Annotated in this window: 14 protein-coding genes and 2 pseudogenes; 8 read left to right on the top strand and 8 right to left on the bottom strand. The window is 64.9% G+C overall.

The annotated features are described in order from the left end of the window. Positions 1 to 39: 39 nt before the first annotated feature. From SY91_RS28190 to SY91_RS28180, 3 genes are all read right to left on the bottom strand, one after another. On the bottom strand, positions 40 to 714 hold the full coding sequence (locus SY91_RS28190) for a response regulator transcription factor (RefSeq protein WP_043886937.1): 675 nt from the start codon (positions 712 to 714) through the stop codon (positions 40 to 42). Between the two features lie 8 nt (positions 715 to 722). Then, positions 723 to 1,538 (bottom strand): MipA/OmpV family protein, encoded by an 816-nt coding sequence (locus SY91_RS28185; protein WP_043886935.1) that lies wholly within the window; start codon positions 1,536 to 1,538, stop codon positions 723 to 725. Positions 1,539 to 1,772: 234 nt separating this feature from the next. Further along, positions 1,773 to 2,525 (bottom strand): hypothetical protein, encoded by a 753-nt coding sequence (locus SY91_RS28180; RefSeq protein WP_260632496.1) that lies wholly within the window; start codon positions 2,523 to 2,525, stop codon positions 1,773 to 1,775. 686 nt (positions 2,526 to 3,211) lie between these two features. On the opposite strand from SY91_RS28180, the gene SY91_RS28175 reads away from it, so the two are divergent. From SY91_RS28175 to SY91_RS28150, 6 genes and pseudogenes are all read left to right on the top strand, one after another. Beyond that, entirely contained in the window at positions 3,212 to 5,974 is a 2,763-nt protein-coding gene (locus tag SY91_RS28175; protein WP_023475339.1) for a type VI secretion system Vgr family protein, read from the top strand. A gap of 133 nt (positions 5,975 to 6,107) precedes the next feature. Then, the gene (locus SY91_RS28170) at positions 6,108 to 8,279 is read left to right on the top strand and encodes a membrane protein (protein ID WP_043886959.1); all 2,172 of its coding nucleotides are present in this window, start codon (positions 6,108 to 6,110) and stop codon (positions 8,277 to 8,279) included. A 134-nt stretch (positions 8,280 to 8,413) separates the two neighbouring features. Next, positions 8,414 to 9,756: pseudogene (locus SY91_RS28165) on the top strand (virulence factor). Between the two features lie 79 nt (positions 9,757 to 9,835). Then, a complete protein-coding gene (locus SY91_RS28160) occupies positions 9,836 to 10,093 on the top strand; it encodes a PAAR domain-containing protein (RefSeq protein WP_043886930.1) in 258 nt (85 codons plus the stop codon). 18 nt (positions 10,094 to 10,111) lie between these two features. Next, the gene (locus SY91_RS28155) at positions 10,112 to 10,426 is read left to right on the top strand and encodes a TrfB-related DNA-binding protein (RefSeq protein WP_023475335.1); all 315 of its coding nucleotides are present in this window, start codon (positions 10,112 to 10,114) and stop codon (positions 10,424 to 10,426) included. A gap of 166 nt (positions 10,427 to 10,592) precedes the next feature. Continuing rightward, a pseudogene (locus SY91_RS28150) lies at positions 10,593 to 12,070 on the top strand (aminotransferase class V-fold PLP-dependent enzyme). Between the two features lie 92 nt (positions 12,071 to 12,162). Here SY91_RS28150 and SY91_RS28145 read toward each other — a convergent pair. Beyond that, positions 12,163 to 12,954, bottom strand: coding sequence for a helix-turn-helix transcriptional regulator (locus SY91_RS28145; protein ID WP_023475333.1), 792 nt, complete (start codon positions 12,952 to 12,954; stop codon positions 12,163 to 12,165). A 109-nt stretch (positions 12,955 to 13,063) separates the two neighbouring features. Between SY91_RS28145 and SY91_RS28140 the strand changes: the two genes are divergently transcribed. Continuing rightward, on the top strand, positions 13,064 to 14,143 hold the full coding sequence (locus SY91_RS28140; protein WP_023475332.1) for an alcohol dehydrogenase catalytic domain-containing protein: 1,080 nt from the start codon (positions 13,064 to 13,066) through the stop codon (positions 14,141 to 14,143). 15 nt (positions 14,144 to 14,158) lie between these two features. Here SY91_RS28140 and SY91_RS28135 read toward each other — a convergent pair whose 3' ends face one another. Further along, positions 14,159 to 15,259 carry a DJ-1/PfpI family protein gene (locus SY91_RS28135; protein ID WP_043886928.1) on the bottom strand — a complete coding sequence of 367 codons (1,101 nt, stop codon included), beginning with the start codon at positions 15,257 to 15,259 and terminating at the stop codon, positions 14,159 to 14,161. An 88-nt stretch (positions 15,260 to 15,347) separates the two neighbouring features. Between SY91_RS28135 and SY91_RS28130 the strand changes: the two genes are divergently transcribed. Further along, positions 15,348 to 16,358, top strand: coding sequence for a GlxA family transcriptional regulator (locus SY91_RS28130; protein ID WP_043886926.1), 1,011 nt, complete (start codon positions 15,348 to 15,350; stop codon positions 16,356 to 16,358). A 134-nt stretch (positions 16,359 to 16,492) separates the two neighbouring features. Here SY91_RS28130 and SY91_RS28125 read toward each other — a convergent pair whose 3' ends face one another. The 3 genes from SY91_RS28125 to SY91_RS28115 form a co-directional block, all read right to left on the bottom strand. Continuing rightward, positions 16,493 to 16,912: a 2-oxoglutarate dehydrogenase gene (locus tag SY91_RS28125; protein WP_226239597.1), complete on the bottom strand. Its 420-nt coding sequence runs from the start codon at positions 16,910 to 16,912 to the stop codon at positions 16,493 to 16,495. A 55-nt stretch (positions 16,913 to 16,967) separates the two neighbouring features. Beyond that, the gene (locus tag SY91_RS28120) at positions 16,968 to 18,815 is read right to left on the bottom strand and encodes a S10 family serine carboxypeptidase-like protein (RefSeq protein WP_043886922.1); all 1,848 of its coding nucleotides are present in this window, start codon (positions 18,813 to 18,815) and stop codon (positions 16,968 to 16,970) included. 697 nt (positions 18,816 to 19,512) lie between these two features. Further along, positions 19,513 to 21,327, bottom strand: coding sequence for an ExeM/NucH family extracellular endonuclease (locus SY91_RS28115; RefSeq protein WP_023475327.1), 1,815 nt, complete (start codon positions 21,325 to 21,327; stop codon positions 19,513 to 19,515). Positions 21,328 to 21,360 lie beyond the last annotated feature (33 nt).

The raw sequence follows: 21,360 nt of genomic DNA, 5'->3' as shown, positions 1-21,360 counted from the left end.
ACGAGGGAGTAGCCACGTGCGACACGCGGCGAAGCATCGTCACGCGTCTCGCAGCGCAAAGCCGGCGCCGCGGATATTGGTGAGCCGCATCGTCGCGCCGATCGCCGTCAGTTTCTTGCGCAAGCGGTGCACGGTCACCTCGAGTGCATTCGGCGTGACCGCTTCCGCGAGCCCCCATGCGGCATGCTCGAGGTTCGAATGCCGGACGGTGCGGCCCGCGGCTTCGATCAGGCAAAGCATGATCTGCAGCTCGGCCGGCGCCAGTAGCACCGTCCGGTCGCCACAGCGCATCGCGCGCTGGGGCGGGTCCACGGTCACGTCCGCGAACGACGCGACGAGCGTCGTGAGCCGCGCCGGGCGCCGCATCAGCGTACGGACGCGCGCGACGAGTTCGCTCATTTCGAACGGCTTGGTCACATAGTCGTCGGCGCCGCTTTCGAGTCCGTCGATGCGGTCATGCAACGCGTCGCGCGCCGTCAGCATCAGGCAAGGCATCATGCGCCCCGCCGCACGCAGTGTCCGCAAGAACGCCAGACCGTCTCCGTCCGGCAATCCGCGATCGATGATCAGCAGCGCGTAATCGGCCCGGTCGACACCGTAAGCAGCTTCCCGAGCATTGCCGAACCGGTCGGATTCGATTCCCGCCGCGGCCAACGCCTGCGACAACAGGCCGGCCAGACGCTCGTGATCCTCGACAATCGCCACTCTTGGCATGCTCGCACTCACTTGAACCGATACATGTAGCCGATCCTGGCCTCCGGAATGAACCGCCTGCCGACGAGCGGACTGTCGGTGATGCCGTCGCCGAGACGCGACACGCCCACGTCCACGAACATCGTCTGCTGCTTCGTCAACCGGTAGTCGACACGCGTGCCGGCCGACACGTTCACGGCCGAACCCGCGCTGTAGGCGGCGCGCCAGGCACGCGCCTCGGATGGTCGCACGCCGTAATAGTAGTCGACGTATTTGTTGCTCAGCCATTCCACGCCGACATGTGGCGCGATCGAAAATGCGCCGACGGCGAACGCCTTCTCGAAGCCGATCTTCGCGCGCTCGCCCTTGTTTCCGCCGAGCAGGAAGCTGCCCGACAACGTGCCGAATCCGGTGTTCCATGACAGCGCAGGGCCGTACCAGAACGCGCCCTTGCGATTTTCCATGCCGTTCAGGATCGGCGCATCCGAGCCCTTGTATCCGTCGAACAGCGAGAACTGGCCACGAAGCGCGAGATTGACGCCGCTCCAGCTACCGATTTTCAGATCGACCGTGGTGCCGATGGCCTGCACCCACTTGTTGTCGAAGTAGACCAGCGGAAAAGGCAATACACGGGTGCCGTCGCCCTTGTAGGCCGACGGCTCGATGCCGACGCCGGCGCCCAATCCCCAGTGCGTGACGTTCGTCGCGTTGTTGAGGATGGTCAGCCCCGTATTGTCTGGGTCGGGTGGGCTCATGCCGTCGTCCGCCCACGCGGAAACAGATGAAAGTGCGAATGAAGCGGCAATCAGCCATAACGGGCGGGCGCGGCGAGAGGCAATTTTCACAATCGTTTCCTGGAGTCGAGGGTCGAAACGGGGGCTACTGTAGGACCAGTCGACTTACCGCTCACTTACCAGGAAAAATATCGTCTAATGACAGAATCGGCTTTGGTTATCGCATTGCCACCGATGTTGAACAAGCAGCCCCGGAAAGGGGTTCTTCGGGCGGAGGGCTTCGCCGACCCGGTCCTTTCCTCTCCGCGCGCCTGTATGACTGCATGACCCGCCCGCCGAATCCCGCTACTTCGACAACCCCAGCTTCTTCGACACCACGACGCCGCTCGACGGACTCACCAGCCAGATGTCGCGGAGATCCATATGCAACGTGGAGATCCTCGTCGAAATGTCCGTCGGCTCCTCGATACTCGGATCGGCATGTTCGGTTTGTTCGGTCAGGTAAGGCCGAACCAGGCGTCCGGAAAAAACAAGCGCGAAGTCGCCATGCGTTTGCGCGTACTCGGCGGGGGAAAGCCGCATGCGGCTCCGAACCGTGGTCTTTTTGCCTTGCCCGGCCTCGAGTTCGATGATGTCGACGTGCTGGATGTACCCTTTTGCCTTCGCTTCCGGTGCAATCACGAGCCCGCGCCCTCGCGGCCCCGTCGTCACCTTGTGGAGCAGGATGCCGTCCCGGCCGTCGCGCTCCGCATCGAACAGGTCGACATCCAGCGTCAGCAGTTGCCGCCGCGACCGGTATCTCAGCCCGTACCGCACCGGCACCACGAACGTCACGTCACGATCGAGACCGACGGCCGCCAGGTCGGGATTCGTCGGGCCGTGCCGGCCGGCGGCACCGGCGACCGCGCCGCGAACGCGATCGCGCAACGAAGGTGAGAGCGTGCCGATGTGCACCTTCTGCAGCGCATTCCGGATGGCAACCGGATCGTCGCCGACAATCGGTCGTGCCGGTGACGTGTCGTGATCGACAGCCGACGCGACGTGCGTCGTGCCATCGACAGCCTCCCCCTCCGCATGCACCGCGACGGGCGCCAGCATCGTCGTCACGGCGACGATGCACGCGAAGCGCGAACAACCCAATTTGAATTTCCGGCGAAACACGACGAACCCCCGATTGCTTGCGGATCGATCAACGACGAGCACTATAGGGTGGAATGATCGGCAACGCACCCGCCGTTCGAAATTCGCCGATGCCGGCATGCCTCGTCACAGGTTCCTTGTCGCCCGGCGGCACGTCAATGGGCGCTGACCGAACCATCCAGCGGCGAATTTGTATGTTGAAAGATGCATTTTTCCGGCATCCGATCGGCGGACGTGCACATCGCGCGCCAGTACACAAGCCCGCTCGCGCCAATTTCAATGGCGTGACGTACCGTTGCTCATTTTGATTCGGGACAATTCCGAACTCTCATTCTCCAATTCAATCATGTCCTGACAAAAAATCCCCTATTTCGATGATATGGAAAAACGAGTCACAACAAATACCAATCCAAAATAACTTCCTCGACATATCCCCATCGAAACAAAAACACCACCTAACCAAAACAAACATTAACCATTGTTTCAAAAGAAATAATTTTCCATCTCAAAATAAAAATATCGAATAGAGATAGAAATAGCTTGCTATTCTTCGCACCGAAATTCCAAGTGCCGTCGCATTGCCACCCTGAGAGGCGGATTCGAATCCATCCGAATCCGGAACAAAAAATAACGAGATTGTCGTTATGTCGATAGCAGCAACTTTGAGAAACTTTGCGTCGGGTCTGGTCGACCAGAACAAGCGTCCAGTCTCCCTCCATTTCGGGCAGGCGCAACGCGCGGTCGGCCATCTGCTGGCGCTCCATCACGCCGATATCCGCGAGGGACTGATGTCGGGCATCGAAGGGCAACTGACCTGCGTGTCCACCTACGACCATCTGCCGCCTGCGCTGTTTCTCGGCTTGCCCGTATCGGTCCGGCTGACGACCGACCGGGGCAACATCCAGGCCATCAACGCGATCGTGCGCGAAGTGCGAGCCGGGCAATCAGACGGCGAACTGACCGTCTATCAGCTGCACGTTTGCGACGCCCTGTCGCTGATGGACCGTCGCACGAACGCCCGCCTGTTCCGCTCGCGCAGCGTGCCGGACATTCTGGCGACGCTGATGAACGAGTGGAAACAGCGTAGCCCCGCGCTCGCGCGCACGTTCGATTTCGACCTGTCGACGTTGCAGGCCGATCGCTATCCGGCACGCGAGCTGACGCGGCAAGTCAACGAATCCGACGCGCGCTTCATCCGGCGTCTGCTGCGCCGGGAAGGCATCACGGTTTTCGCGAAGGCCGCCCCGGTCGACGGCAGACGCGGCGTGGCCGACGAGCGGCCGATTCACACGCTCGTGTTCTGCGACGATCCGCATCGTCTGCCGGACGCGCCGGCCGGCACCGTCCGCCTTCACCCGCGCGACGCCGGCGTCGAGCAACGTGACACCGTCACCCTCTTTGCGTACGACCAGCGTCTGTCGCCCGGCAAGGTCCGCCGCCCGTCGTGGGATTACAAGACCGCTCGCGTGGACGACTTCGAGGCCGCCGCCGACATCGATCAGGGCGAGTCGGGAAACGATCTCGCGCGCCTGCTGACCGACGTCGCGATCGACATCCCGCACGTCGGCGACTCGTGGAACGATCACGCGCGCATCGCGCACGACCGGATGCTGGCCCATCAGTTCGAAGCCGCGCACTTCGAAGGCATCGGCACCGTGCGCGACATGCTCGTGGGACACGGGTTCACGCTGGCGGGCGACCCCGAGCTGGATATGAAGTCGATCGATCGTCGTCGGTTCGTCGTCACGTCGATTCGACACGAAATCTGGAACAACCTGCCGAAAGACCTGTCGGGCCGCGCAAGCGGGCTGTTCGCGGCAAGCCGCAACCTGACGCCGACCGTCCCGCCGCCCGATGCATCGGGACAAACGGACACACGCTACGAGAACAGTTTCACGTGCGTGCAACGCGGTGTGCCGCTCAAGCCGGCCTACGATCCGGCGATCGACGTGCCGCCGGTTCACCTGCTGACCGGCACGATCGTCGGCACGCAGGGCGAAGAGGTGTTGTGCGACAACGCAGGCCGCGTGCGTGTGCTGATTCACGGGCTGGATCCGGCGGACCACGCTCACGCGCAAGGCGCCGGCACGAACGGGCTGGCCGGCGACAGCGCGCCGATTCGCGTCGTGGCAAGTCTCGCGGGCGAATGCTTCGGGGCGCTGTTCCTGCCGCGTGTCGGCATGGAAGTCTTGCTGGGGAGCCTGTCGGGCGATCCCGACCGTCTGGTGATCATCGGGGTGTTGAGCAACGGCGCGAACCCACCCGCGACTTTCAGCGATACCGGCGCGCTGCCGGGCAACCGCTACGTGTCCGGGATCAAGACGCGGGAAATCAGGGGCCGCCGGCACAACCAGCTTCGGCTGGACGACACGCCGTCGCAAATCTCCGCGCAGCTGGCAAGCGGACATGCGCATACCCAGCTGAATCTCGGCTACCTGACGCAGCCGCGCAAGGACGGACACGGAAGCGATCGGGGCGAAGGCGCGGAGCTGCGCACCGACGCCGCTGTGGCGTTGCGCGCTGCCCAAGGCATGCTGTTGACGACCTATGCGCGTTCGCATGCAACCGGTGGTCAGCTCGATCGCGACGAATTGATCCGCTTGCTCGATCAATGCACGGCGCTGTTCAAGTCGCTCGGCGATCACGCCGGCCAGCATGGCGGGCAATCCGCCGACACGGCCGGCCAGGACAACATCGCCAATGCATTCCGTCACTGGAAACCCGGCCGGTCGGAATCCGGCGCCACCGGCGACGCCTCCGCGTTCATGGCGTTCGGCGCGCAAGCCGGGTCGCTGAACGTCACGCCGAAAACGCACGTCACGTATGCGGGCGAGAACGTCGATCAGATCGCGCAGCAGCACATGCAAATCACGAGCGGCGAGCGAATCAATCTGCATGCCGGGCGTGGCGTCGCGATGTTCGCGCATGGTGACGGCGTATCGGCGATCGCGCATCAGGGGAAAGTGGCCCTTCAATCGCAGCACGACGACACGCAAATCGAGTCCGGCAAAAACATCCAGTTGACCGCGGTCGACGGCAGGCTTGTCGGCACGGCAAGCGACGAAGTCGTATTCGTCACGGCTGGCGGCGCGTATCTCAAGCTGCACGGGAGCGATATCGAACTGGGATGCCCCGGCAAGTTCACCGTGAAATCCGATGGTCATGCGTGGGACGGCCCCGCGAGCATGAGCGTCGATCTGCCGACATTCGATCAGCGTCCGCTCGGCCGCGTCCCGAAGCTGATTCGCCCAACGGACGGTAACGCGGCGCCGGGGTTCGAAGGACAGATTCGAACGGCATCGGGAACGCTGTCGAGTTTGACGACCGACACGGCCGGGGAACTGCCGGCGGTCGATACCGACCGGTTCGAGAGACTGGCGGTGCAGTTCACCAAGAAGAATGTTTAACAAAAGCGCAGGAGTCCGGATGATCGAATCATCTCTCGATCCTCGGCCGGAAGAGGACGCACGCACCGACGAGCATGCCGCGACGGGCACGGAGCCACCTCAGATCGTCGTCGGTCGGAGCGACGGGGTCTCGATGTGGACGAAAGACACGCGGCTGATCTGCATCAAGCAAATGCCGTTGCCTGGTGTCGTCATCTTCGTTCATGGCGTGAACTCCGAAGGCGAATGGTTTGAAGCCGCCGAGCGTGGGCTGTGCAAAGGTCTGAACCGACGGCTCGGGCGGCTGGATGATCAATTGATGTATCACGGCATCGACGCTGGGCAATTGGTGCCGGCGAAGTACACGGAAAGCGTGACGCCGGATGGGTTTCTCAATCCGACGCTGCTTGCGGACAACTACGTCAAATCTGATCCGTCCTTCTCGCCCGTCATTCATTTCCGATGGGGCTATCGGGCAACCGCCGCAGAGTTGAAAGAGTATGGCGACAAGATTTTCCTGAACGAGAAGGACTATTGGGGCGGCGGCCCGTTCACGAATGGCTGCGCGAGCCTGCCCGATCTCTGGCACGACGGCCTCGACGACCGCGCGGCCGGGTGGTTGACCGTCCAAGGGATCAACCCGACCAACCGGCCGCTATATCGCGCGCCGCCCCGCGCATATGGCGTGCTCGCGGCGTTGCGCCTGGCGAGGCTGATCGAGTCGATTCGCCGCATGCAGGCCGACGTGCCGATTACCGTCGTATGCCATAGCCAGGGCAACATCGTGGGCCTGACGGCGGCGTTCTTCGGCGATGCAATGCCCGATGTCGAAGATCCGTGGGGACGTAGCGGGCATTGCGTGGCGGATGCCTATGTACTGGCGAATGCGCCGTACAGCCTTGCGCGCGCAGACGGCCCGAATCCATCCGATACGTTCATGGATACCTGGTCGCAACGCGCGACCAGGGACGGCAGCGGTCGTCGCGGACGGCAGACCTACGCCGCCCGCACGAAAACGCTCGGCAAGTTTCTGTCGATCATCGGCACGCGCAAAGCTTACGAACTGCCCGCCGGCAAGATCGATGAAGACATGGCCAACGAGCGGGTATCGCCGACCAGCAAGCGGTCTTATGCGGCACAAGAGGATCGGGCCCGCCACGGCCTGAACGGATCGACATATGGTCGCGTCACCGCGTATTGCTGCCCGCACGACCAGGTGATTTCGGCGGTCACGGTTCAAGGTATCGGCTGGCGCGGCATCGACGAGAACGAGCTGAACGATATCAGCGTCCCCGGCGTGCTGACGCAACGCGTCTTTGCCTCCGGCTTCCAGGTTGGCGTGCAGGAACGCTATCAGTATTGGGAAGACGACTGGCGGCATCGGCAAAAGGGAAAGACGTCGGGATTCTGGTATCCACCTTCGCCGCCGGCCAAGTTCAATCTCATCGGTGCGCTCAAGGGAAACGAGTCCGTGTTCGGGGTGGCGGCCACGCTTGCATCCGCGCCGATCATGTTTTTCGTGACCCAGATCAGCTCGGCATTGAATATGTTCCGCGTGAACGCCCTTCCGCCGAAGGGCTGGACCGTGGTAGCGGACGCGCCGGCACTCGACGAACCGTTCCCGCCGCAAGCGTTGCGGTTCGGCAAGCCCATCGAAACGAGGGACGGCAATGCGAAAAGCGACTTCAACGAAGGCAACGATCCGCCAGCCGCATGGCGTGACGCAAGCAAGAGCGAGGCAGACAAGCGCGCGGACGATCCTTACGATCAGTACGAGGCGAAGAACGCGGACAGTGTCGCGCAAGGTACGGCAGAGAGCGAAGCCGGACAGCGTTACGAGGACCGCGCGTTGATGCGGATGGAGGCGCGGCGAACGCTGAATACGGAATGGCTCGATGGCGATGGTCACGTGATCGGCGAGGACGGCAAGAGCGAAATGCCGGAGGGCTACAAGGAATGGCGCGACAAGCAGATTGTCGATTGGCTCGATCGTGGTTCGACCAACAGCCCGACAAATCACTCCACGACGATGACCAATCCGGATCATGCCAAAAAGGCGCTTGCGTACGACGTGGCGATCGGGGTTTGCTATCTGACGCCCGAGCAAATGAAAGCGCTACGGATTGAAGCCGATTGGCGGATGGAAGACGGTATTCCCGACGACAACCCGAACAAGAAATACACAGAGTACTTTGTGCGCGGAAAACTTGACGAACTTCCGATGCATGAATGGGTACATGCGGAGAGCAGCGAAGGCAAGATGCCGGATGCCATCACGAATGAACGAGAAGGTCAGTTCTATCTGAAGGTCGGAGGCACGATATGAAGGCACTAATCGCGACATGGCCGCGACGTGCCGCTGTCGCGCTCGCAGCATGGATGATCACGACCGTACTCATGGCGTCGTTAATGGCGCACGTAGAACAACCAGACCCGACACAACTGGAAATAGGAGATTGGATGAAACGATTTTTAGTCGTGCCCAGCCTGGCTGCGCTCATGGTGCTTCTGTTCACCACGGCCACGGTACGGCCGGCGCACGCGACACCTTCGACGAAACCTGTAACGCATGCGGGACCCTCTGCGGAAGAAGCAGCGAAGCCATTCGTCGCTCAGGTCGTAGGTTTGATCTGGTTGAATCCGTTGCAACGCATGGACTACCCGACCGAATGGCAACTGCTGTGGACGCAAGGACTCGCGTCTCCGAACAAGAACGACGACATGGTGCGGACCGATCCGAAGTCCTTCACAACGCTTCAATCGATTGGCGCGCTGGTATATGGAAACGAAGGCGCAGAAACATTCAGAGGGTTCTATCGCAAGTACATGACTAAATTTCCGCTACTGCTTCACTCACGCTACGCGAGCAACGCGAAATACTTCTACACGGTCAAACCTGACGATAAAAGGGACTGGCGTGAATTGGCTGGCATCCGTGTCGAGCTTGCGATTCCGGAACGACTCGACGCGGCCGAATCGCAAAGCTACTTGCAGGACTCGATTCGAAGGACGTTTTCGATCGGGAATCGGTATTTTCCAACGATGTGGAGCCGCAACACGCTCCCCGACGTACAGGTCACACAGGGCGGCCCCAACACCGGATTCACATCCCTGAACAACGCACTGGACTACTTGCAGGCGAACCCCGACAAGAGCGTCTGGGTAGTGAACTGGGACGCACCCAACTTCCCTCCCACGGATGCACAGATCAATGAGAACCTTGTCGCGCTGTTCCTCGCTGGTCCGACGTTCAACACCGAACGCGAACCGCTCGCCTGGATCGGCAAGGCCGCCACTGGCAACACGCATGATTTTCCGCAGAAGGCAGGCACGACCCGCGCCGTGCAGGCGTGGAAGGCGACCATCGACCAAGCGGCACGCAATGCCGGCGTCGCGGTCCCTGACCTCGACTACATCGTCCACGACGCAGGTAAAGGCAGCGACGCATCATCGGCACGTCTTGCGATGCTCGGACAAACCTTGACCGAAACCCTTCCCGAATACGACCACCGGAAGCAGACATTCAACACGGCCGCCCTGCTCGGCGACATGGGAACAGGCAGCGCATTGACCGACGTCGCGCTCGCCATCGGCCGGATCAATCACTTCGGCGGCAACGCACTCGTCGCCGGCACGACCGATCCAGATCACCCTGTCGCGGTCGTCGTCCGGCCACCGTCGAAACTCACGCCGATCGATCCCGACAAGGACTGGTTCCGCGCACGCGGTGGCAACAATGCCTATCTGCCGTGGTGGGGCGTCGGCACGACACAAATTACGGCATGCAAGGTTATTCGTGGTGATGCACACCGGTGCGGCAGATTGCTTCATCCGAACGTGATCGCCGCGTCAGACCTCAAACCATTTGGAGGACGGAATCCCATGCGGGGAATTATCCGGGTAGAAGACAAGCATACCCACGGCGGCCGGGTCGAATCCGGCGCCCGAAAAAGCACGGTGATGGGGCGCGCGGTCGCTCGTATCGGCGACGCGTGCTCGTGTCCGATTCATGGTGCGTGCACGATCGCCGAAGGCGACCCGGCCTTCGACATCGAAGGCGGAGCCGCCGCGTTCGACGGCCACAAGACTTCGTGCGGCGCGGAATTGATCTCGTCGCTTCGACATTCGGGGCGGCCCTGAATGCCGACGACCCGACGCATGACCGCCGAACAGTTCCGGCTGTTGCGACTGCACGCTACGCGGACCAAGCCGCTGAACCAGTGGGCCTTGCACGAGATTTTCGTGAAAGGCAGATCCCAACGGGCGCTGGCCGCCGAACTCGGCATGACCCACTCCGCGATGTCGCAACTTGTGCGAAAAGCCTGGCGACGCTATCTGGAGTTGCCGAGCAACGCCACCCGCCTCACGACACTCACGGTCACGATCCCGTCGAGGTACGAGCACGCGCTGCTGGCATGGGTGCGGGATGCACACCGGTTGTCGACTCAAGCCGGCCCCGATGCGGCGATGTAATCGCAACGATTCCAGCCAGCGAACCGCCGGAGAAACAAATTCCCCAATTCAACATACAAAGAAAACGTAATTCCACTTCGAGCCGCATTCCCAGCCAACTTTGGATCCTTTTTCCCTTCTGTCCCCCGTATCATTTCCGTCACTACGCAATGAGCAAGAGACGGACATGAGCGCACCCACCCCGCTGCACTACCTCGACTACGCAGCCACGACCCCGCCGATCCGCGCGTGATCGAAGCGATGACGGCCTGCCTCGGCTTCGACGGCATCTTCGGCAACCCCGCCTCCAGTTCACACGCGGCCGGCCGGCTCGCGAAAGACAAGGTCGAGCACGCCCGCGCGCAGGTCGCCGCCCTGATCGGCGCCGATGCCGACGAAATCGTCTGGACGTCCGGCGCCACCGAATCGAACAACCTCGCGCTGAAGGGCTATGCGGAACACGCGACCGGCAAGCGCCACCTGATCACGAGCCGCCTCGAGCACAAAGCCATCCTCGACACGATGGCGAACCTGTCGAAGCACGGCACGCAGGTCACCTTCCTCGCACCCGACGCGCACGGCGAAATCACCGCCGACGCGGTCGCGGCCGCGATCGGCCCCGACACGGGCCTCGTGTCGCTGATGCTCGTGAACAACGAGATCGGCACGCTGACCGACATCGGCGCGATCGCCCGCATCGTGCACGCCGCCGGCGCGCTGCTCCACGTCGACGCCGCGCAGGCGCTCGGCAAGACGCCGATCGACGTGCGCGCGCTCGGCATCGACATGATGTCGATGTCCGCCCACAAGGTGTACGGCCCGAAAGGCATCGGCGCACTGTTCGTCCGCCGCGAGATCGCGAGCCGGATTGCACCGCAGATTCACGGTGGCGGCCACGAGCGCGGGTTGCGTTCGGGCACGCTCGCGACGCACCAGATCGTCGGCATGGGCGTCGCGTGCGAACTCGCCGCGGAAAAACTCGACGGCGAGTGCGCGCGAATCGCGGCGCTCGGCGCACGGCTGACCGACGCGCTGTTCGCGCTCGGCGACGTCACGCAGAACGCGGCCGCCGCCCGCCGCATCCCGCACACGCTGAGCCTGACGGTGCAGGCGCCGGGCTTCTTCCCGTTCATGCTCGGCGATGCGCTCGCCGTGTCGTCCACCTCCGCATGCAATTCGACCAGCGGCGCGCCGTCCCACGTGCTGACCGCGATCGGCCTCGATGCGGAAACGGCCGGGCGCACGGTGCGCATCAGCTTCGGGCGTTTCTCGACCGAGCAGGACGTCGACTTCGCGATCGGCTGTTTCGCGCGGGCGATCGAGCAATGTCGGGCCGCGGCGGCGACCGGCTTCACCGCGTCGCGGCAGATCACGCCGGCCGATCTGAAGGCGATCCGCAATGCGGGCTTCCGTGCGGTGATCTGCAACCGGCCGGATGGCGAAGGCGACGATCAGCCGGCGTTCGAGGAGATCGCCGCCGCCGCACGCGAACTCGGCATGGACGCGCGCTACCTGCCGGTCGAGCGCGACCGCATCGGCGACGCGGAAGTCGACGCGTTCGGCGCACTGGTCGACACGCTGCCGAAGCCCGTGCTCGCGTATTGCCGCAGCGGCAGCCGCTCCGGCATGCTGTGGAACCGGCTGTCCGCTCGCCGCGCGGCCTGAGCCGCCCCCGCCATTACGCCCAACCACCTGCGCTCACGCACGGAGCCGATGCTTCGCCGCGTGGCCGCCAGGTGGCGCCGGTCACTTCCGCATCACGTCTGTTCATCGCCGTTCACCGGCGTATAGATCGCCAGCTTCAGCGCGGGATCGTCGTTGGCCTGAAACGTCGCGTACTCGTAGCGCTGCGTGCCGTGTCGCGCATGCACGAGCACCTTCTCGCCCGACACGCCACTGCGCACGTCATGCGCATCCCACCACTGCGCGAACTCACCGCTGCCGGCGCGCAAGCGCGCCACCAGCGCGACGAACGCCGGGTCGCTCGCATAGAGATCGTGGTTCGCGCGAAACAGCGCGATCATCCGGCGCGCCTCGTCGGCCCAGCCTGCGGCGAACAGCGCACGCGCGTACGGCGCCTCGAACATGTAGACGAGGATGTTGAGATCGGCTGGCGCCAGCCGGTCGAAGCCGAGCAGCTCGGCCGCGGCGGCATTCCACGCGAGGATGTCCCAGCGCCGGCCGGTCACGTAGGCAGGCTGCTGAAGATGCGCGACGAGCCGCGCGATGGCCGGCGGCACACGCTCCGGCACGAACGCACGTGACCCGTCGCGCCGCGCGAGCGTGCGCAGGTGGGCGGCTTCGGCCTTGTCGAGCCGCAACGCGCGCGCCAGCGCGTCGAGCGTCGCATCCGACGGGTTGACGTCGCGCCCCTGCTCGAGCCGCACGTACCAGTCGACGCCGATGCCCGCCCGTTCCGCGACTTCCTCGCGCCGCAGGCCGGGCGTGCGCCGGCGCGGGCCGTCGTGCAGGCCGACGGCATCCGGGCGCAGCTTCTTGCGCCGCGAGCGCAGGAAATCGCCGAACGGGGTTCGCGTGGTGACGGTCATCGGGTTCGCTCCGTGCTGGGTGGTACCGGCCAATCCTGGGTTCGCGCCGGGCCTTGTTGCCGATTCTAAGCCTGCCAGAATCGACGCGTCCCTACCCCCAGGAAGCGTCATGAAAGCTGCGATTCTGAAGTCGCTCGGCCAGCCGCTCGCGATCGAAACGATGCCCGACCCGGTGCTCGGCACCGGCGAGGTCGTCGTGGATGTCGTCGCGACGCCGGTGCTGTCCTATGCGCGTGAAGTGTTCAGCGGCGAGCGCCGCTATCCGATCGAGTTGCCGATGGTGCCCGGTTGCGGCGCGATCGGCCGGGTCCGGCAAACCGGCCCCGACGCGACGCAATTGCAGCCGGGCGACTGGGTGTTCTGCGACCCGACCGTGCGTTCGCGCGACGATGCGCGGATGCCCGACATCGTGCTGCAGGGCTGGAGCGCGCGCGGCGAAGGCGGCAAGCAGTTGCAGCGCTATTTTCACGACGGCCCGTTCGCCGAGCGGCTGCGCGTGCCGACCGAGAACGCGGTGCGCGTCGGCACGATCGCGCCGGCCGACGCCGCGCGCTGGTGCGCGCTCAATACGCTGCTCGTGCCTTATGGCGGCCTGCTTGCGTCCGACCTGCGCGCCGGCGAAATCCTGCTCGTCAGCGGCGCGACCGGCAATTTCGGCAGCGCGTGCATCGCGGTGGCGCTGGCGATGGGCGCGCAATGCGTGGTCGCGCCCGGCCGCAATGCACGCGTGCTGGCGGAGCTCGAACGCCGCTTCGGCGACCGCGTACGCACGGTCGAGCTGGCCGGCGACGAAACCGCGGACCGCATCCGCATGCAGCAGGCGGCGCCGGGGCCGATCGACTGCGTGATCGACCTGATGCCGCCGTCGGTGCCGGCGACGACGGTGCGTGCCGCCGTGATGGCCGTGCGTCCTTATGGACGCGTGGTGCTGATGGGCGGCGTCGGCATGCTCGGCGGAGCCGGGCTCGAGCTGCCGTATCCGTGGATCATGCGCAACGACATCACGCTGCGCGGCAAATGGATGTACCCGACGGAAGCCGTGACGCTGATGACCGGGCTCGTCCGCGGCGGACTGCTCGACCTCGGGCATTTCGACGTGACGGTTTTCGCGCTCGACGACGCGAACGACGCGGTCGTGCATGCGGCGGAACATGGCGGGCCGTTCAGGATGACGGTGATCGCGCCTTAGCCTGCGCGACGGGTGCTACTTCGGATACTCCAGCTGCAACGCAACCCAGCTGGACGTCGCGTCGTCGTAGCGCGCCGCGATATCGGCAAGCACGCCGGGCAGCGCCGAATCGCCCCGCCGGCCAGCCGATATCGCCACACGCGCGTGCCGGACATCGGCCGGCTGCGCCAGCAGCCGCAGCCCGTGCCTCGACTCGACCACGCTCGCATCGGCCGTCGCGACGACGTCACTGCGCCAGGTCCGCGCCCACGCGTCGGCGGTCAACGCGACCGTGAGTTCGTCGAACCCGCTGTCGACCGGAAGATCGAACGTCTCGTGCCGCCAGAACGCGAGGCGGTTCATCAATGCGATCGCCGCCACGCGCGCGGTCAACCCGAACCGGCCACCGTCGTGATCATCGCCCCATGCGTGCACGCCGAGGCCCCGCGCCGTCTCGCGCGCTGCGTTCGGTCCGGCCAGCACACCCAGCAATGCCAGCGAAGCGGGAATCGATGCGGACACGCCGGTCGTCGTCATGACGTTGCCGTCCATCACGTAGCGACGATCGTCGACCCATTTCGTCTCGGTGAAGCGGCGACGCAGGCCCTCGCGCGAATACCAGTGCGACGTCGCGGTGCGCTGCCGCAGCAGGCCTGTATTCGCGAGAACCTCCGCGCCATCGCAGATCGCCACCATCGTCGCGCCGGCAGCGGCCTGCTTGCGTAGCCAGGCCAGCACGGCCGGCCGGTCCGCACGATGCAGCGCGGGAACGATCACGACATCCGCGCCCGCGGGCACCGTCGCGTCGAACCGGTCGAACGTGGTATCGGCCAGCATGCGCAGGGCGGGCATCAGTTCGACCGTGCCTTCGTCGGCCGACACGGCGACGACATCGACGGCGCCGGAGCGCTTCAGAATCGCGTACGGAACGATGAAATCGGTCGTCTCCGTGCCGGCGTTGTCCGCGACGACCGCAACGAGCGGCCGCGTGCGGCCCGCCTTCGGCATGTCGATCGTCAGCGTCCGGGCCGCCGCCGGCGCGTCTTCCGCCATCGCCCGCGTCGGCCACCCCAATGCCCACGCACCCAGCAGCCCGCACACGAGCAACACCGCGCTGCCTGTCTTCCGTTCCCGCATCGTCCACCCGTATCGATCGATTGCATGTCCGGAAAATTACAAGGATCATGCTCGCGGTCACAAGGACAACTCCACCGCACTTTCCGCCATGTCCCAGTCAACCTGCTCGGCACGCGACGTCGTCGTCGTCGGCTTCGAAGGTGTCCAGTCGCTCGACATCACGGGGCCGATGGAAGTGTTCGCGGTCGCGAACCGTCATCTTCCGGCGCACGCCGCCCCGTACCGGCTCACGCTCGCGTCGCAACACGGAGACGACATCGTCACGCACGCGGGCCTGCGCCTCGCCGGCGCGGCCGCACTGGCGGCACTGCCCGCACGAATCGACACGATCATCGTCGCGGGCGGCGATGAAGCGGCGCTGCGGCACGCCGCGTCGGAAGCCGGCGTGCTGCCGTGGCTCCGCACGCGGATCGCGAGCACGCGGCGCATCGCGAGTATCTGCACGGGTGCGTTCGTGCTCGCCGCCGGCGGATGGCTGGACGGCAAGCGCGCGACTACGCACTGGAACCAGTGCGCGACGCTACAGGCGCTCTGTCCCGACGCGCGGATCGAGCCGGACGCGCTCTACGTGAGCGACCCGCCGTTCCATACGTCGGCCGGCGTGACGGCCGGCATCGATCTGTGCCTGGCGCTCGTCGAGGCGGACTGCGGCGCGCCCACCGCGCTCGCGGTCGCACGCGAACTCGTGCTGTTCATGCATCGTCCCGGTGGACAGGCGCAGTTCAGCGTCGGGCTCGACATCCAGGCTCGTGCGACGCCGCGCATGCGGGCACTGCTCGCCGACATCGCCGACGATCCGGCCGGCGACCTCGGCGTCGCCGCGCTGGCCGCGCGAATGCACATGAGCGCACGGACCTTCGCGCGCCATTTCTTCAAGGAGACCGGCGTGTCGCCCGCGCAGTACGTGCTGGCCGCGCGTGTCGAGCGGGCGAAGGCGCTGCTGGAGCGGGCCGACTGGCCACTCGAACGGATCGCGGAACGCGCGGGATTCGGCAGCGTGGACGCGCTCCAGCGTGCGTTCTCGAAACGCGTCGGCATCGCGCCGCGCGACTATCGCGCGCGCTTCGGACCGCGACGCGCCAAGCGGCAAACGGAATAAGCCGTCGTCCGCTTCTCCGGCATGCGGGATGAAAACATGCAACGGAAGCCGGGCGCCCCCCGGCACCCGCGCAGCTGAATAGTCGGGGGCCGGTGCGGTCGCCATCGCACCGGCCCCCGCCCAGCCCGGCTACGTCACTCGTCCTGCTGTTGCTGCTGCGCCTGCACCTGCCGCTGCCGGATGAACTGCCGGACATCACTCATCGTCACGCGACCGGTGTGCTTCGCATCGATCTCGTCGAAGTGCTTCGACACGAAGCCGAGCCCGCTGCTCTGCGCCTGCGCCTTCGTCACGGCCGCGCCGTTGCTCAGCACGGTATTGCCGCCGAGCCGCGCGTCGACGCGCTGTTGCGCCTGCTGCTGCAACGTCGCGCCGGTCGACGGCAACACCGGCGCCGCCCGCGTGGCCGGAAAGAACGGACCGTCGACACCGCGCCCGCCGTGCGGCAGCTTCACCGGCGCCACCGCCTGCGGCGGCAACGCATGGGCGCTGCTCATCACGGCACCGAGCACGATCAACGGAGACAGACGCCGCATCAATTGGATTAGGGACATGATCGCTCGCATTCAATGGATGAAGAGAGGGTTCCTTTGACAAGGACTCCGTCGCTCAAGGGGCTGCCGCCAGCGTCGTCGCGGCGGTCGCGCCTGGCGTGCTGCCGGTCGGGACGCTCGGCGCATTTTCATCCGGCCACGGCGGCGGCAGCGTGTGCAGCGTCAGCGCCGTCGGAATCCGCGCGCCCTTGTAGAAGGTCTGCAAATCCCGCTTCATCTGCGGGCGGGCGACGTCGTCCAGATAGATCATGTGACCACCCTGGAAGAAGTTCACCTGCAGCTTCGGATTCAGGCCCTTCACCGTCTGCAGTCGCGCGAGTTGCTTCTCGGTGTTGAAGAACGGCGTCGCGAGATCGTGGAAGCCGTTCTCCGCGAGCACGCGAAGCTTCGGGTTGAGCTGCAGCGCGCCGAGCAGATCGGGGATCGTGTCCGGCATCGGCTGGCCGTCGTGCGAGAAGTCCCAGACCTCGATGATGTTGTCGTTCAGCGGCAGGTACGTCGCGTTTGGGGCCGTATAGCCGAGGTAGTCCGGCATCTGCGTCGCGAGCGCGTTCGTGAACGGCTGCGAGATCAGGATGTCGGACGGATCGCCGTCGTTCTGCAACCGCGGGTCCGAATTCGGCAACGACACGCGCCCGTCGTACCGGCCGATCGTCGTGCCGGGCAGCAGGCTCGTGCCGAACGGATTCGCGTTGAAGTAGCCGCGCAGCGCCTGCTGCGTGAGGCTCGACGGGATCGACCACAGCCTGAGCGTCGCATCGCTCGGGAACACCGGCGTGCCGAGCGCATCCGGAATGCCGAGCTGGCTCAACACCCACGACTGCGAGTACTTCTGCAGCTGGCTGTAGATCAGCGTCGTGAACAGTTCCGTCTGCAGTGCGTACAGATCCTGGTTCACCGGCGCCGGCGACACCTGGTTGAAGTACGCCGCGACCGCCGCGTAGCCGGGCAGATAGCCGGCCACCGTGTCGGTATCGAGCAGCAGCCCTTCGGTCGACTGCGTGATCGCCACCGCTTCCACCGCGTCCGCGAAGTAGTTCAGGATCGCCGACTGCAGCACGATGCCCGTCAGGTGCACGCCGGCCGATTCGAGCGCGAGCGCCAGCATGTCGGTACGCGGCGTGCCGTACGATTCGCCGTACAGGTAGATCGGCGACGTGCCGCGGTTGTTGACGTTCAGGTAGCGCTGGATGAAGTCGCGCATGATGTTCACGTCCACGTCGGAACCCCAGTACTTCTGGTTGGTGTTCGGCAACACGGCTTCCGACAGCCCGGTGCCGGGCGGGTCGATGAACACGAGGTCGGTGGTGTCGATCAGGCTCTCCGCGTTGTCGACGAGCGGGTAGTTCGGCCAGTTGTTGCCGAACAGCGGATCGGGCGTGGCCACGCGGGTCGGCGCGAACGAGCCGAGGCGCAGCCAGATCGACGACGAGCCGGGCCCGCCGTTATAGACGAACGTGACCGGGCGCGGCTTGCCGTTCGTGCCGGGCGCGGTGTACGCGACATACGACATCGACGCTTCCGGATTACCGTTCGCGTCCTGCGCGGTCAGGTGGCCGGTGGTGGTCGTGTAGTCGATCGTCTTGCCGCCGCCTTTCCACTGGTAATGCATGACGGCCGCTTTCTCGGACACCTGCGACGGCGCGAGGCCGTCGGTCGCGTTCATCGAGTACGCGACCGGGTCGACGTACGGCTGGTTGGCCGCCGGCGCCTGGGTGCCGGCCGCGTGCGCGCTGGCCTGCTGGCTTGCGGTGGCCTGCGCGAGGCTCGACGCGCCGACGGACGACGAATCGTCGCCGCCGCATGCCGCGAGCGCCAGTGTCATGGCAGTCAATGCGCCTAGCCCGGCCAGCCGGCCGCGACGAACACGGCGGCTGCCGGTACTGCTCCTGTCTGGTTTCATCTCTTTCCTTTGGCTTCGGATACCGCGTCACAAAGGCCGCCAACGCCCGCGACACGCGCAGGCCGACCCGCCACTCGCGTTGCACGGTCGGCAGTCGGCGGTTGGGAATGGGACTTCTCAGAGACTGAACTTGATACAGACACAGCAAACTGCTGGCGAGAATGATGCCCGGACGCGCCCCCTGCAGTTTGGACAACTTTTGTATGACTGAAACTTGAGCCATGACAAAAATAGGCGGTGCTGCGCCGCGTTGTCAAAGATCATTCGGATATTAAAAATCCCGCAATGATGCGAAGGGCGGACAGTGTCTGGAATTTGAAAGAAAACGGAATTATTCGTGCAAGGCGGGCTTTATCGACTATGTCGCGTCGAATATTTTACCTTTTCTGCACAACGAGGAAGCCTTTCCTGCATTGGCGCAACACATCGAAAGCCTTCAGATCGACAGGATTATTCTTTCAATTTTATTATCGCCAATCGATTAAGACGATGCAGCAGCATGCACACGTCATTCGATGATTCTTTCCATTTCAATCGCACTTCAATCGAAGTATCGATGTGCACCGCATCATCCATAAAATACCGGTTCGATTAATTGTTCACGGCATTATTTACCCGGTATTCGAACGGCTTTCCGGAACGGGCGCGACGTCCGGCATTGCCGCACATCGCGCCGTCACCAAGACTCAGACCACGCTTACTTCCCGCCGCCCGGCAGCGCGATATCGATCAGCACCGGATCGTGATCCGACGAACGATACGCATCGGCCGCGTAGAACGTCTTCTGCTGCTCGGCCGACTTGTACGCAAGCGTGTACTGCAGCGCGAGCGGCTCGTCCGCGTTGATGTGCCATTCGTGCACGGCCTTCACGTGCGACGCAAGCGGCAGCGTCGCCAGTGCGTGGTCGAGATAGCCGGCTTCGCCGTTGTACACGTAGCTGTACGCGTTCGCACCGATCCAGCGCGCGACGAGGTTACGGTAGCCGCGCGATTCCAGCGTGCGGATCGGATCTTCGTACGTGTAGCTGTTGAAGTCGCCGATCAGCAGCACGCCCTGGCTCTTGACGCCCGTCGGGTTGCCGGCCAGCCAGTCGGCAACCTTCGCCGCCGCGCGCGTGCGCGTCGGGTTCCAGCAGCCTTGACCATCGCCCTGGTCGAGATCGTCGTTCGCGGCATCCGGGCAATTCTTCGACTTCAGGTGGTTCACGGCCACCGTCAGCGCCTGCTTGTTGCCGTTGATCAGCCGGAACGACTGCGCGAGCGGCTGGCGGTTCTTGTCGTCGATCGCGAGCGTCGCCGCGCGGCCGACCGGCTCGACCTTGCGGCTGTCGTAGATCATCGCGACCGCGATCGCATCGCCGCCGAGCCGCGACGTGCCCGGATCGACCACGCGCCAGTGGTTGCCGAGCTTCGCCGCGAGCTGGCGCACCGCGCTCAGTTCGCCATAGCCGTTGTTCTGGATTTCCATCAGGCCGATCACGTCGGCGTCGATCGCCTTCAGCGCGCTGACGATCTTCGCTTCCTGGCGCTGGAATTCCTGGAACGTCTTCGCGCCGCGATTGTTCGGATCGTCGAAGCCGCCGCCGAGACCGTTGCCGTTGAAGTAGTTCAGCACGTTGAACGATGCGACGCGCAGGTTCGATTTTGGATCGCGCGCCGGTGCGATGGTGCGCGGGTTCGAACGCGCGTCGAACGCCGGCACGGCCGCGCCCGGCAGCGGCTGCACGCGCCAGGCGCCGTAACGCACTTCGAGCACGCCTTCCACGTCGCGCACGGTGTAGCCCGCGCGCAGCGTGTTCGCGGCCGACAGGCCCGGCGCCGGATACGGCACGGTCGCGGGGTTCTGCTTGTTCGAGCCGTCGTCGAGGATCAGGCGGTTGCGCGCGTTCGCGTCGATCTGCGTCTGCGCCTGCGCGGGCGGCACGACGCTCGTCGGCGTGCGCAGGCGGCCGTTGCTGAGCATCACGCTGCCGTAGCGGCCGAGTTCGTAGTTGTCGGTGACGCTCAGCGTCTGCGGCAGGCGCACGAGCATCCCTTCGTACGCGGCGAACGCGCTCGGGCTGTCGACCGGCAGCGTGAGCGTCGCGGGCGTGACCGTCTGGCCGTTCGCGCATACCGCGATCGCGCCCTGCAGCGTGAGCTGCGTCTGCCCGTATTTCTCCTCGACCTTGCCCGTCACGTGCACGAGATCGCCGGCCTTCGCGCGCGCTTTCGGCGCATAGACGAACAGGCCTTCGGACACGCCCGGCTGGTTGCGGCGCTGCGCGTCCGCCTGCTGGACGAAGAAGCCGCCGAAGCCGTCCGTGCCGCCGAAATCGGCGGTGACGACCGCTTCGATCGATGCGTTCTGCCCGGCGAGCGGCGACGGCGCGCCCGGCCCCTGGATATCGGCGATCGGCGTCGTGCTGCCGCCACAATTCGGGCTGACGGGCGCGGCAGTGGCGGCGAATACCGGCGCGGCGAGCGTCGGGAGCAGCAATAGCGGGGCAAACAGGCGGATTGGCGAGCGCATGGCGGGAATCCCGGTTGTGAGGGTGGCGAAAGC

The sequence above is a fragment of the Burkholderia cenocepacia genome, assembly GCF_014211915.1.
Lineage (GTDB): Bacteria > Pseudomonadota > Gammaproteobacteria > Burkholderiales > Burkholderiaceae > Burkholderia > Burkholderia orbicola.
The sequence above is the reverse complement of the archived record's forward strand: the minus strand, read 5'-3'. Positions and strand labels throughout refer to the sequence as shown.